Genomic DNA, 13,218 nt, shown 5'->3' with positions numbered 1-13,218 from the left:
ACATTAGCGCCAAAGCGCGCACCACGCACCTGTGCCTGAACGGCAGGTTCAACGTTGGACGTGGGTCTGGCTGGGCGCGCGCGCATCAGCCTTCTTCGCGGACGATCTCGACCAGCCGCTCGCCGTAGCGGGACAGCTTGGTGCCACCGATGCCGCCTACGCGGCCCAGCGCGTCGATGCTGGTGGGGCGCTGTTCGGCGATGTTGCGCAGGGTGCTGTCGTGGAAGATCACGAAGGCCGGCACGTTCTGCTCGCGTGCCAGCTCGGCACGCAGGCCGCGCAGGGCGTTGAACAGGGCCAGGTCCTGCGGCAGCACCGACAGGCCGGTGCGCTGGCCGCCGCGCTCGCGTTCGCGGGTCTTGGGGCTTTCGCGGCGCATCATCACCTTGCGCTCGCCCTTGAGCACCTGGCGGCTGCCGTCGGTCAGGCGCAGGCCGCCGTAGGCGTCGCTGTCCACTTCCAGCAGGCCGGCGGCCACCAGCTGGCGGAACACGCTGCGCCAGGTGCGGGCATCAAGATCCTTGCCGATGCCGTAGGTGCTCAGTTCGGTATGGCCGAACTGGCGGATCTTGTCGTTCTCGCCGCCGCGCAGGATGTCGATCAGGTGGCCCACGCCGAACCGCTGGCCACTGCGGTACACGCAGCTCAGCGCCTTCTGCGCGGCCACGCTGGCATCCCAGGCATCGGGTGGCTGCAGGCAGTTGTCGCAGTTGCCGCACGGCTGCGGATAGGTTTCGCCGAACCCGGCCAGCAGCACCTGGCGGCGGCACTGCATGGATTCGCAGTAGCCCAGCAGGTGGTCGAGCTTGGAGCGTTCCAGCGCCTTGCGCTCTTCGCCCGCCTCGGACTGCTCGATCATCTGCTTGAGCAGCACCACGTCGCCCAGCCCATAGCAGAGCCAGGCTTCGGCCGGTTCGCCATCGCGGCCGGCGCGGCCGGTTTCCTGGTAGTAGCCTTCCATCGACTTGGGCAGGTCGGTATGCGCCACGAAGCGCACGTCGGGCTTGTCGATGCCCATGCCGAAGGCGATGGTGGCGCACATCACGATGCCGTCTTCGCGCAGGAAGCGGCGCTGGTTGGCCGCGCGCACCTCGGCCGGCAGGCCGGCGTGGTAGGGCAGGGCGTTCATGCCCTCCTTGCACAGGAACTCGGCGGTTTCCTCGACCTTGCGCCGCGACATGCAGTAGACGATGCCCGCTTCATCGCGGTGGCCGCGCAGGAAATCCAGCAGCTGGCGCTTGGCGTTGTCCTTCTGCACCACGGTGTAGCGGATGTTGGGCCGGTCGAAGGAGCTGACGAAGTGCTGGGCATTGGTCAGGTCCAGCCGCTCGGCGATCTCGCGCTGGGTGGGCGGGTCGGCGGTAGCGGTCAGCGCGATGCGCGGCACGTCCGGCCAGCGCTCGTGCAGAACGGTGAGCTGGCGGTATTCAGGGCGGAAATCGTGGCCCCACTGCGAGACGCAATGGGCTTCGTCGATGGCGAACAGGGCAATGCGGCTGCGCGCCAGCAGGGACAGGAAACGGCCGGTGAGCAGCCGCTCGGGCGCGACGTACAGCAGTTCCAGCTCGCCGGCGCCCAGCTCGCGCTCTACCCGGGCGGCAGTTTCGCCATCCAGGGTCGAATTCAGGTATTCGGCGCGCACGCCCAGCTGCCGCAGGGCTTCCACCTGGTCCTGCATCAGCGCGATCAGCGGTGAGATGACGATGCCGGTGCCCTCGCGCAGCAGGGAAGGCACCTGGTAGCACAGCGACTTGCCGCCGCCGGTGGGCATCAGCACAAGCGCGTCATTACCGGCCGCGACATGCTCGACGATCGCCTGCTGCGGACCGCGGAAATCGTCGTAACCAAAGATGCGGTGCAGCAGTTCGTGCGCGGGGCGGGAAGACATCGCCGTAGTTTACAGGGCTGAGCGACCCAAGGCGGGTCATCCAATTCCGGATCTGAACGTAGGCGAGAGACCATCCGGCCAAGGAGCCCCCCTTGAGTCAAGGGGGGCGCGCCGACAGGCGCGGGGGCTGTGGCCGGCGACTTGTGCAGGGGCAAAGCCCCAGAGGGATTACTGCAGGAGCGAGCGGAGCATCCAGGCGTACTTCTCGTGGGTCTGCAGGCGCTGGGTCATCAGGTCTTCGGTCGGGGCGTCGTCGGCGTCGTCGGCCACGTCCAGCACCTTGCGGGCGGTCCGGCACACGGCCTCGTTGGCGGCGACCAACTGGCGTACCATTTCACGCCAGTCCGCGCTGTCGGTCAGGCCCGGTTCCTCGGCGATCGAGGTCAGGGCGGCGAACTCGCGGTAGGAGCCCGGCGCGTTGAAGCCCAGGGCGCGGATGCGTTCAGCCACGTCGTCCAGGGCCGCCCACTGTTCGGTGTACTGGGTCTCGAACATCAGGTGCAGCGAGTTGAACATCGAGCCCGTCACGTTCCAATGGAAGTTGTGGGTCTTCAGGTAGAGCGTGAACGCGTCTGCCTGGAAGGCCGACAGGCCCTCGGCAATCTTCTTGCGATCCGCTTCCTTGATCCCGATATCAATATTCGGGGCCGAGGGCGCCGCTGCTGCCAGCTTCAGTTTGGCGCCCTGGGGCTTGGCGGCCTTGGGTTTGGCCGGGGTCTTGGTCTTCGCCATGGGGGAAATCCTCGTGTTGGATGGGATGGCCTTCACAATAAGTCAGACTAACCTTCAGTTGTACTCATAAGTTCTAAACGATCCGATTGATGACCGCTATCAAACAACCCGATGCTTCGTCCCTGTCTTCGCAGCAGGCCGCCATTGACGGGGCCATGAGCCGTGATCGCGGTCGTCTGCTCGGCATGCTCTCGCGCTGGCGGGCCAAACCGGCCGATGCCGGCGTGGCGGCGGCATTCCAGCAGGCCCTGCACGCGTCGGTGCAGCGGCGCCAGGCGCGGGCGCTCAACCAGCCGTCGATCAGTCTGGACGACAGCCTGCCGATCGCGCGTGAAGCCGAGCGCATCACCGCGCTGATCCGCGAACACCAGGTCGTGGTCATCGCGGGCGAAACCGGCTCGGGCAAGACCACCCAGCTGCCCAAGCTGTGCCTGGCCGCCGGCCGCGGCCAGGCCGGGATGATCGGCTGCACCCAGCCGCGACGGATTGCCGCACGTGCGGTGGCCACCCGCGTGGCGCAGGAGCTGCACTCCGAGCTGGGCACTACGGTCGGCTACCAGGTGCGCTTCACTGACCGGGTCGGCGACGATACCCGCATCAAGTTCATGACCGATGGCATCCTGCTGGCTGAAATCAGCAGCGACCGCTGGCTGTCGCAGTACGACACGATCATCGTCGACGAAGCGCACGAACGCAGCCTCAACATCGATTTCCTGCTCGGCTACCTCAAGCAGCTGCTGCGCAAGCGCCCGGACCTCAAGCTGATCGTCACTTCGGCGACGATTGATACCTCGCGCTTCGCCCAGCACTTCGACGATGCGTCGGTGATCAGCGTGGAAGGCCGCACGTTCCCGGTGGAAGTACGCTACCGCCCGCTGGAAGGCGAGGGCGGTGGCGATGAGGACGGCGGCCGCGATGGCGAGCGCACCGTCAACGATGCGGTGGTGGCGGCGGTGGATGAGATCACCCGGCTCGACCCGCGCGGTGACATCCTGCTGTTCTTCCCCGGTGAACGCGAAATCCGCGACGCGCACCAGGCGCTGGAACGGCGTAAATACCGCGAAACCGAAGTGCTGCCGCTGTACGCGCGGCTGTCGGTGAAGGACCAGGACGCGGTGTTCAACCCGGGCAGCAAACGCCGCATCGTGCTGGCCACCAACGTGGCCGAAACCTCGCTCACGGTGCCGCGCATCCGCTACGTGATCGATCCGGGCCTGGCCCGGGTCAAGCGCTACAGCCCGCGCCAGAAGCTCGACCGGCTGCATATCGAGGCGGTTTCGCAGGCCAGCGCCAACCAGCGCAAGGGCCGTTGCGGTCGCGTCTCCGCAGGCATCTGCTATCGGCTTTACTCGGAAGCGGATTTCCAGTCGCGCGCCGAGTTCACCGATCCGGAAATCCGCCGTTCCAGCCTGTCCGGGGTGATCCTGCGCATGCTGCAGCTGGGCCTGGGCCGGATCGAGGATTTCCCGTTCCTGGAAGCCCCCGACGAGCGCGCCATTGCCGATGGCTGGCAGCAGCTCGGCGAGTTGGGCGCGATCGACAACGACCGCCGGCTCACCCCGATCGGCCGCCAGATGGCGCGCCTGCCGGTGGATGTAAAGCTGGCCCGCATGCTGGTCGCCGCGCAGGCGCAGGGCTGCCTGCGCCCGATGCTGGTCATTGCGTCGTTCCTGGGCATCCAGGATCCGCGCGAACGCCCGCCCGAAGCGCGTGCTGCGGCTGACAACGCACACGCGCTGTTTGCCGATGGGCGCTCTGAATTCGTCGGCGTGCTGCGCCTGTGGGAGGGCTATCGCCAGGCCCACGAAGATCTTACCCAATCCAAGCTGCGCGGCTGGTGCGATCGCCATTTCCTCGGCTTCCTGCGCATGCGCGAATGGCGCGAGCTGCACCGCCAGCTGCGGGTGCTGTGCGAAGAGCTGGGCTGGAGCGAAGAGCCGGTGGACAGTGCGATGGCGCCGTTGCTGGCCGGTTCGTCGGCCCCTGCGCCCGTTCGCGATGATGCCGAGAAGGCCAAGGCCACCCGTGGCCAGCAGCATCGTGCCGCCCGCCTGGCCCGCGAGGGCAAGACCGAACCGCCGGCTGCCACGGTTGCGCCAGCCGCCCCCGCAGCGGCCGTAGAGGCCCGCAATGCCTTCAGCGAGCGGGTGCGTGCCGCGGCCTACCAGACCCTGCACCGTGCACTGATCGCCGGCCTGCCGACCCAGATCGGCCATCGCAGCGACAAGGGCGATTTCCTGGCCCCGCGCCAGCGCCGCTTCCTGCCCTTCCCCGGCTCGGTGATGGCCAAGCGGCCGCCGCCATGGCTGCTGGCCGCCACCCTGCTGGATACGCAGAAGGTATGGGGCCTGACCAATGCGGCGATCGAACCGGACTGGGTGATCGCCGAACTGCCGCACCTGCTGCTGCGCAAGCACTTTGATCCGCACTGGTCGCGTGCGCAGGGCCAGGTGCTGGCCTCGGAGCAGATCAGCCTGTTCGGGCTGGTGCTGGCACCGAAGAAGCCGGTGCACTACGGCCGCATCGCCCCGGGCGAGGCGCACGACATTTTCGTGCGCCAGGCGCTGGTCACCGGCGAGATCAACACCCGCGCCAGTGTCATCGCGGACAACCTCAAGGTGCTGGAGCAGGCGCGCGAAGAAGAAGCCAAGCTGCGCCGCGCCGGCATCGTGGCCGATGAAGGCTGGCAGGCGCGCTGGTACCTGGACCGGATTCCGGCCGAGATCCACTCGGCCACCGGGCTGGATACCTGGTGGAAGGCGCTGGCCCCGGAGAAGAAGCGCGCGCTGGCGTGGACGCTGGCCGACCTGCTGCCGGGCGAGGGCAGCGATGCCGAGCGCTACCCGACCTACCTGCCGCTGGGCGATGCGCGGCTGGCGCTGCACTACCGCTTCGAACCGGGAAGCGACGAAGACGGCGTCAGCCTGGATGTGCCGTTGCACCTGCTCAACGCGTTGGATCCGGCACGTCTGTCGTGGCTGGCGCCGGGATTCGTGGCCGACAAGGCCTCCGCGCTGATCCGCAGCCTGCCCAAGGCCATGCGCCGCAACTACGTGCCGGCGCCGGACTTCGGGCGCGCCTTCGCCGAGGCGTTCCCCGCGCCGAGCGCCGACGACCTGCGTGGCGAACTGGCCCGGTTCCTGTCGCGCGCGACAGGCGCGCAGGTGGCGGCCATCGATTTCGATGAAAGCGCGCTCGACCCGCACCTGCGCATGAACCTGCGCCTGCACGATGCGCAGGGCAGGTTGCTGGCCGCCTCGCGCGACCTGGAGGCGCTGCGCGCCCGCTTCGGCGCGCAGGCCGGCGATGCATTCGCCGCACGCGCTGGCCGTGCGTTGGCAGCCGAAGGACTGCGTGATTTCCCGGTGGCGCCGATTCCGCTGCAGGTACCCGGTGAAGCCGGCGTGCCGGCGTATCCGGCGCTGGTGGATGCCGGTGAATCCGCCTCACTGCGCATTTTCGCCGACCGCAACGAAGCGTTGGAGCAGCATCCGCGTGGCGTACGCCGGCTGATGGATATCGCGCTGGCCGACAAGGCCAAGCAGGCCCGCAAGCAGCTGCCGGTGCCGCCCAAGACCGGCCTGCTGTATGCCTCGATCGAATCGCAGGAACGCCTGCGCGGTGACCTGGTGGATGCGGCGCTGAATGCCGTGCTGGCCGACGGCCTGGGCGAGATCCGCGACCCGGCGGCCTTTGCCAAGCGGCGCGATGCCGCCGGCCGCGACCTGTTCGGCGAGGCGATGGCGCGGCTGAAGCTGGCCGAGAACATCCTGGCGCACGTGGCCGAGCTCAAGCCACTGCTGGAAGCACCGCTGATGGGCTGGGCGCGCGGCAACCTGGATGACCTGGAACAGCAGCTGGCGGCGCTGGTCCATCCCGGGTTCCTGCGAGAGACGCCTGCTGAAGCACTGGCGCAGTATCCGCGCTACCTGCGCGCGATGATCCTGCGCAGCGAGCGGGCCAAGCGCGATCCGCCGCGCGACCAGGCGCGGATGCTGGAGCTGCGTCCGTTCCTGGATGCCCTGGAAGACGCGCAGGCGCGCGGCCTGCGCGACCGCACGCAGTGGCAGGCGCTGCGCTGGGACCTGGAAGAATTGCGGGTGTCGCTGTTCGCGCAGGAACTGGGGGCCAGGACCGGCATCTCGGCCAAGAAGCTGGCCCAACGCGTGGCGGCGCTGCGCCAGGCGTGAACGGGCATGTCCCGCGCGGCAACCGCGCGGGACATGCGGGTCACTTGATTCGCTGGACCTTGGCGCGGGTGTTGGTGCCCTTGACCTGCAGGTACCAGGCGCCCATCACGCCCGGCGCAATCGACACTTCAGGATCGGTGCGGCGCACACCCGAGAGCGTGGTGTCGTCGGTCTGCTCCCATTCCTGGTTGTTGGCCAGCACGTAACGGCGCCCCTTGCCGAAGCCACGGAACTCGCCCTGCAGCGTGCTCACGATCGGCTCCTTGCTGCCGAAGTCGAAGAAGCCGCGGTTCTTCACGATCACTTCCTGGCGGCCTTCCTCGCGTGCTTCTTCGCGCACCTGTTCGCGCACCTGCTCACGCACGTCAGCGCTGACCGCGGCCACCTTGCCCTGCAGCCAGCCGTTGAGGGCGGCCAGTTCGGCGGGGCTCAACTTGTCCAGGCCCGCTGCCTTGAATTCGGCCGGGGACATCTGCTGCTGCAGGTCGCCTTCGACCACGCGCTGGGCGAGGGCGGGCCCGGCCATGGCCAGCAGGACGGCCGCAGCGGCCAACACTCTAAGACGGGAAAAACGCATGGCAGCTCTCCAGGAATGCACGATGGAACCGGTTCTGATTGTCCGGCAACGATACCAGCGCTAGTGTAGGGCTCTCTATCTTGTCTGCATGATGCTGTGAACCGCGCTTCTGTCCCCGGCCTGGATGGCTTGTTGAACCGACCCTCGGCGGCCTCGCTGTCCCCCGCAGTGCGCGAGGCGCTGCTGCAGCGCTGGCAGGCCAACGATGCCGACCACGCCCAGTCCGCCCCCTGGCCGGTGCTGGCCGATACCCTGGATGCGCTGGCCCTGCTGTCGGCCGACGACAGCGCCCTGCTGGCGGCCCTGTTGTTCGACCTGCCGTGGCTGCGTGCCGGGCTGGACGCACTTCCGCTGGGCAGCCACAAAACGGCCGTGTTCGGCCTGCTCGAGGGCCTGGACGCGGCCGACCAGGTCTGGGCGCTGCACGCCGGGCGCGATGCCGGGCGCAACAGCGAAGGCCTGCGCCGCCTGCTGCTGTCGATCATCCAGGACCTGCGGGTGGTGCCGATCCTGCTGGCCCGGCAGCTGGCGCGGATGCGCGCGGCCGATCGCCTGCCCGAGGAAGAGCGCCGCGCGCTGGCCCAACTGACCCGCGATATCCATGCGCCGCTGGCCAATCGGCTCGGCATCTGGCAGCTGAAGTGGGAACTGGAAGATCTGGCGTTCCGGCACCTGGAGCCGGAGACTTACCGCCGCATTGCACGTGAAGTGGACGAAACACGGCTGGCGCGCGAACGCTATGTCGAGTCGGTCAAGAAGGTGCTGTCGCGCGAGCTGCTGGCGCAGGGCATCGAGGCCGAGGTCAGCGGGCGCCCGAAGCACATCTACAGCATCTGGCGGAAGATGCAGAAAAAGCGGCTCGCCTACGAGCAGCTCTACGACATCCGCGCGGTGCGGGTGATGGTCAAGGACGTGGCGGCCTGCTACGCCGCGCTGGGCGTGGTGCACTCGCTGTGGGCACCGGTGCCGAGCGAGTTCGATGACTACATCGCCCGGCCCAAGGCCAATGACTATCGCTCCCTGCACACCGCCGTGGTGGGGCCGGAAGGGCGCACCATCGAAGTACAGATCCGCAGCCACGACATGCACGCCCAGGCCGAGCTCGGCGTGGCCGCACACTGGCGCTACAAGGAAGGCAGCAAGGGCGCGGAAAAGGCGTTCGACCGCAAGATCACCTGGATGCGCCAGCTGCTGGAGCAGTCGCAGGAAGGTCATGGCGGGGAGCTGGCGGGTGCGCTGGACGCCGAGCTGACCGAGGACCGGGTCTATGCGCTGAGTCCGAAGGACGAGGTGATGGACCTGCCGCAGGGCGCCACGCCGCTGGATTTCGCGTACCACGTGCACACCATGGTCGGCCACCGCTGCCGTGGTGCGAAGGTCAATGGGCGCATCGTGCCGCTCACCTACCGCCTGCGCAGTGGAGACCGGGTCGAAATCCTCACCGGCAAGGAAGCCGACCCGCGCCGGGACTGGCTGCTGGCCTCCAACGGTTACCTCGCAAGCAACCGCTCGCGCGAGAAGGTGCGCGGCTGGTTCCACAAGCTGGACCGGGCGCGCAACGTGCAGGCCGGGCGCGACCTGCTCGACCGCGAACTGAAGCGGCTCGGGCTGGCGCAGGCGGACCTGGCCGTGGCGGCGAAGAAGTTCCATGCCGACAGCGTCGATGACCTGTACATCCAGGTGGCGCTGGGCGACACCGGCCCGCACCAGGTCAGCCGGGCACTGCTCGAAGCCGAACGTGCCGCCACGCAGCCGGCGGTGCCCGCGTTGCCACGGCCCACCGCGCGCCGCGACAGCCTGGGCAAGTCCAAGTTCACCGTACAGGGCGTGGGCAACCTCCTGGTGCAGCTGGCGCGCTGCTGCCAGCCGGTGGCCGGCGAGCCCATCGTCGGTTACCTGACCCGTACCCGCGGGGTCACCGTGCACCGCACCGACTGTGCCGCATTGGCGCGGCTGTCCGCCGCCAGCCCGCAGCGCATCCTGCCGGTCGAATGGGGCCAGGCCGGCGGAGGCTACGAGGTTGACGTGGTGGTCGACGCGGTGGATCGCCGCTGGCTGCTCAAGGACATCACCAACCTGATCGCGCAGGAGGATGCGTACGTGCTGGACATCCACAGCGACAACGTCCGCAACAGCGGCCGTGCGCACCTGCGCCTGCGCCTGAAAGTGAGCGATTACGGCCAGCTTTCGACACTGTTGGGGAAGCTGGATGCCTTGCCCGGCGTCAGCGACGCGCGGCGTCTGGGCTGACCTCACGTGACTCACGCTACGCTCACGGAATGAGCCGCCATCCCGACCATGAGGACGCCGCGCATGCCGCCCTGCGCCGCGTGCGCCGCGAAGGCCGCTGGTGGTGGGTGCAGGCCTGGCAGTCGCGGCGCATCTGGCGCTGGGCGCTGCTGGTGGCGGTGGTGGTGTTCGTACTGCTGGTCGCGTTCGGGCGCCCCTTGGCCAACTGGTTCTGGAATGAGCCGCAGGTGGAGCAGCTGCTGGACAGGGGCGACCGTGCGCTGGCCGCGGGCCGCCTGAGCGCAGCCGATGGCAGCGGCGCGCGCGAGTGGTACCAGGCGGCGCTGGCGCTGGACAGCGATCGTCCGCAGGCCCGCGCCGGCCTGGCGCGTACGGGCCAGGCCGCGCTGGCGCAGGCCGCTGCCGCCCTCGATGCCGGCGATGCGGCAACCGCGCAACGCGCGCTGGCCCTGGCCCGCGAACTGCAGGTGCCGCAGCGCGATGCCGATGCCGTGGCGCGCCGGCTGCGCGACCACCAGCAGGAGGGGGCCGGTATCGGCGCGCTGTTGGGCCGGGCAGAAGCGGCGTTGCAGGCGCAACGCCTGGATGGCACCGATGACAGCGCCCTGCCGCTGTTCCAGATGGTACTGGCGCGCGCGCCCAACCACCTGCGCGCACTGGAAGGGCGCGAGGATGCGCTTTCAGACCTGCTGCAGCAGGCACGCGACGCGGCGGCGCGGGGAGATGTGGCCGCAGCGGCGGAACAGGTGCGCAGAGCGCGCGGCTTCGACCCCGGTCATGTCGATCTTCCGGCCAGCGAAGCGGCGCTGAACGCTGCGCTTGAAGCCCGCTTGAACGAAGCACAGCGGTTGCTGCGCAGGCAGCGCTGGCAGGCGGCAGGCGAGGCGTTCCAGAGTGTGCTGGCGACGCGGCCGGACGATACCGCAGCGCAGCAGGGACAGCAGCGAGCGATCGAGGCGCTGCTGGCCTCGGCCGCCCGCTTGGCGGCGGACTTCCGCTTTGATCTGGCAGGGCAGGCGCTGGCGTCGGCAGAGGCGTTGGGAGCCAATGGACGCCAACTGGACGCCGCCCGCCAGGCCATCACCCAAGCCCGCCAGGCCGAACGCGCCCTGACCTCGCCCCCTGCGCCGAATGCCCGAGGCAAACAGGAGGTGGTTGCGTTGCTGCGGCGCTTTGATGAAGCCCAGGCCCGCGGCGATTTCCTCTCACCTCCTGGGCGAAGCGCTTACGATGCATTGCGCGAAGCGCAGGCCATGGCACCGCGGGACCCGCGCGTGCGCGCTGCCGCGCAACGCCTGATCCCCGATACGGGCGCCTGTTTCGAGGACCATCTGCGCGGCAACCGGGTACAGGCCGCCAGCGCCTGCCTGGAAGCGTGGCAGACCCTGTCGCCCGGCGATGCGGCGCTGACCCCGGCACGCCAGCGGCTGGCACAGCGCTGGCTGGCGATCGGCAGTGAACGGCTGGGCCAGGGAGATGTCGAATTCGCGACGCTGGCGCTGCAGATGGCGTCACGCTGGGGCGCAGGCTCCAGCGCCGCCGAGTTCCAGTCACTGCAGGCGCGGCTACGGGACATCGGCGCCCAGCGCTGAGAGCCGCCAACGGGCTCGGCTATAGTATTGGTCCTTCATTCCTGGGGCCGGCATGACCGTCCTTGTCTCCGGGGCGACCAGTCAGATCGGCCGCTTCCTGATTGCCCGCCTTGCACTGACCGGCGTACCGGTGGTGGCCATCAGCCGACGGCCGCAACCGCCGCAGGCGGGCGTGCAATGGCGGACCGGTGACCTGAAGACCGTGCTGGCCGCAGACCTGAACGAGCGCTGGCGTGCCATCGTCAGTTTCAGTCCGATGGACGCCTGGGCGGACTGGCTGGCAGCGCAGGCGGTGGCGCCCGCACCGCGGATCATCGCCACCAGTTCAATGAGCGTGGTGACCAAGCAGGGCTCGGCGCAGAGCGACGAACAGCAGGTGGTGGCCCGACTTCAGTACGGCGAGGACGAACTGGCCCGGCAGGCGGCACGGCTGGGCATGGCGTACACCCTGTTCCGGCCGACCTTGATCTACGGCGCGGGAGTGGACCGCAGCCTGTCGCCGATCGTCGCGCGCGCGCGCCGCCTGCGCCTGTTCCCGATCCCCATGGCCAACGGCATGCGCCAACCCGTGCATGCCGACGATATCGCCCAGGCCGTGCTGGCTGCGCTGGAGAGCGACGCGGTGGACGGCAAGGTGCTGGAGATCGGCGGTGGCGAGCGGCTGGACTACATGCAGATGTTCCGCCGGGTGCATGCCAGCCTGGGCGGCGGCGCGCTGCCCCTGTACCTTCCATTGTCGGCGTTGCGCCTGCTTGCCGCCTTGCTGCCGCGGGCGCGCGGTCCGGTATCCCGGCTGCAGCAGGACCTGATCGCCGACAACCGTGCGCTGGTGTCATTGCTGGGGGTCCGCCCAAGGGCGTTCCAGCCGGACGCCAGTACGTGGACGCCGATGACGCCGGAGCAGGCTCGGGCCCGGCTCGGCGGTGGCGCACGCTGATGTCGATCGTGCCCCCCCGCATCGGTGTGGCGTTGTGCACCTACAACGGCGCGCGTTACCTGCAGGCGCAGCTGGACAGCGTGCTGGCCCAGAGCATGCCGGTGGATGAAGTGGTGATTGGCGATGATGGCTCTTCCGATGCAACGCTGAGCATCGTGGCGTCATTCGCCACGCGCGCGCGGTCCATGGGAATCGGAGTCACCGTTGTCCAGCATCAGCGCAACCTCGGCTACGTGCTGAATTTTTCCGACGCCATGCAGCGCTGTCGGGCAGACATCATCTTCCTCTGCGACCAGGACGACGTCTGGCACCCCGACCGGGTGGAGGCGGCGGTGCGCCGGTTCCACGCAGACCCGGCGCTGCTGCTCCTGCACAGTGACGCCCGGCTGGTGGATGGCCATGGCAACGCGCTGGGCGGTACCCTGCTGGAGGTGCTCCGCGTCCATCCGGCCGAGATCGACCTGGAGCGCTCCGGCCAGGCTCTGGATGCGATTCTGCTGCGCAACTTCGTCACCGGTGCCACCTGTGCGCTGCGCCGTTCGCTGCTGGCGCAAGGGCTGCCCATCGCCGCGCGCTGGAGCCACGATGAGTGGTTGGCGGTGATTGCATCACTGCAGGGTGGCCTGGACCTGCTGCCGCGGCCGACCATCGATTATCGCCAGCACGGCAGCAATCAGATCGGGGCGTCCCGGCGTTCGTTCCTGCAACGGCTGCGCGGGCTGGATCTGCTGGATGCGGTGGCACGGCAGCGCACGGCCGAACGCCTGCAGGTCCTGCAGGCCGTGTTGGACCAGCGCGATGTGAACATCGCGCCGCCGCGCGTGCAGGGCCTGGCGGCGATCGCTTGGCGCATGGCATGGTCGCGCGTGCAGCTTTACCGCAGGCCTGATGTCGGTTGGGCCTGGATCGGTCACGACGCGCCCCGTCTGCTGGCCCGCCTGGCAAACGTCTGTCTGGCCGGCGGCGGCTGGCAGGGTGTAGCAGCCGCCTGCACGGGAGCATGGGCGGGATGGCGGCTGCGCGGCCTGGCCTGATTTGAACTGGGGTGAAAC

The 13,218-nt window shown here is 68.9% G+C and carries 8 protein-coding genes; 5 read left to right on the top strand and 3 right to left on the bottom strand.

Going from position 1 to position 13,218, the window contains the following annotated elements; all coding sequences use genetic code 11:
• Positions 1-85: 85 nt before the first annotated feature.
• Both recQ and BAY15_RS14565 read right to left on the bottom strand, forming a co-directional pair.
• Positions 86-1,888 carry a DNA helicase RecQ gene (gene recQ / locus BAY15_RS14570; RefSeq protein WP_068853734.1) on the bottom strand — a complete coding sequence of 601 codons (1,803 nt, stop codon included), beginning with the start codon at positions 1,886-1,888 and terminating at the stop codon, positions 86-88.
• Positions 1,889-2,056: 168 nt separating this feature from the next.
• Complete coding sequence (locus tag BAY15_RS14565; protein ID WP_068853733.1) at positions 2,057-2,620, bottom strand: Dps family protein; 564 nt, start codon at positions 2,618-2,620, stop codon at positions 2,057-2,059.
• A gap of 89 nt (positions 2,621-2,709) precedes the next feature.
• Here BAY15_RS14565 and hrpA point away from each other — a divergent pair, with 89 nt between their 5' ends.
• A complete protein-coding gene (gene hrpA, locus BAY15_RS14560; RefSeq protein WP_068853732.1) occupies positions 2,710-6,810 on the top strand; it encodes an ATP-dependent RNA helicase HrpA in 4,101 nt (1,366 codons plus the stop codon).
• Between the two features lie 40 nt (positions 6,811-6,850).
• On the opposite strand, the gene BAY15_RS14555 is transcribed toward hrpA, so the two are convergent.
• On the bottom strand, positions 6,851-7,387 hold the full coding sequence (locus tag BAY15_RS14555; RefSeq protein ID WP_068853731.1) for a hypothetical protein: 537 nt from the start codon (positions 7,385-7,387) through the stop codon (positions 6,851-6,853).
• Between the two features lie 96 nt (positions 7,388-7,483).
• On the opposite strand from BAY15_RS14555, the gene BAY15_RS14550 reads away from it, so the two are divergent.
• From BAY15_RS14550 to BAY15_RS14535, 4 genes are read left to right on the top strand one after another with little or no spacing between them, the layout of a single operon-like run.
• Complete coding sequence (locus tag BAY15_RS14550) at positions 7,484-9,637, top strand: RelA/SpoT family protein (RefSeq protein ID WP_068853730.1); 2,154 nt, start codon at positions 7,484-7,486, stop codon at positions 9,635-9,637.
• A gap of 29 nt (positions 9,638-9,666) precedes the next feature.
• The gene (locus BAY15_RS14545) at positions 9,667-11,229 is read left to right on the top strand and encodes a hypothetical protein (RefSeq protein ID WP_068853729.1); all 1,563 of its coding nucleotides are present in this window, start codon (positions 9,667-9,669) and stop codon (positions 11,227-11,229) included.
• A gap of 52 nt (positions 11,230-11,281) precedes the next feature.
• Entirely contained in the window at positions 11,282-12,166 is an 885-nt protein-coding gene (locus BAY15_RS14540; RefSeq protein ID WP_068853728.1) for an SDR family oxidoreductase, read from the top strand.
• Complete coding sequence (locus BAY15_RS14535; RefSeq protein ID WP_068854745.1) at positions 12,166-13,200, top strand: glycosyltransferase family 2 protein; 1,035 nt, start codon at positions 12,166-12,168, stop codon at positions 13,198-13,200. Before BAY15_RS14540 ends, BAY15_RS14535 begins: the two co-directional genes overlap by 1 nt.
• The last annotated feature ends 18 nt before the right edge of the window (positions 13,201-13,218 follow it).

Source organism: Stenotrophomonas rhizophila (assembly GCF_001704155.1).
Taxonomy (GTDB): domain Bacteria; phylum Pseudomonadota; class Gammaproteobacteria; order Xanthomonadales; family Xanthomonadaceae; genus Stenotrophomonas; species Stenotrophomonas rhizophila_A.
Note: the sequence above shows the minus strand (reverse complement) of the source record. Positions and strands in the feature narration are given on the sequence as shown.

What these genes read in the sequence shown, in the direction of transcription:
- recQ (WP_068853734.1), bottom strand. Translation starts at nt 1,888, where the DNA reads ATGTCTTCCCGCCCCGCGCACGAACTGCTGCACCGCATCTTTGGTTAC.
- BAY15_RS14565 (WP_068853733.1), bottom strand. Translation starts at nt 2,620, where the DNA reads ATGGCGAAGACCAAGACCCCGGCCAAACCCAAGGCCGCCAAGCCCCAG.
- hrpA (WP_068853732.1), top strand. Translation starts at nt 2,710, where the DNA reads ATGACCGCTATCAAACAACCCGATGCTTCGTCCCTGTCTTCGCAGCAG.
- BAY15_RS14555 (WP_068853731.1), bottom strand. Translation starts at nt 7,387, where the DNA reads ATGCGTTTTTCCCGTCTTAGAGTGTTGGCCGCTGCGGCCGTCCTGCTG.
- BAY15_RS14545 (WP_068853729.1), top strand. Translation starts at nt 9,667, where the DNA reads ATGAGCCGCCATCCCGACCATGAGGACGCCGCGCATGCCGCCCTGCGC.
- BAY15_RS14540 (WP_068853728.1), top strand. Translation starts at nt 11,282, where the DNA reads ATGACCGTCCTTGTCTCCGGGGCGACCAGTCAGATCGGCCGCTTCCTG.
- BAY15_RS14535 (WP_068854745.1), top strand. Translation starts at nt 12,166, where the DNA reads ATGTCGATCGTGCCCCCCCGCATCGGTGTGGCGTTGTGCACCTACAAC.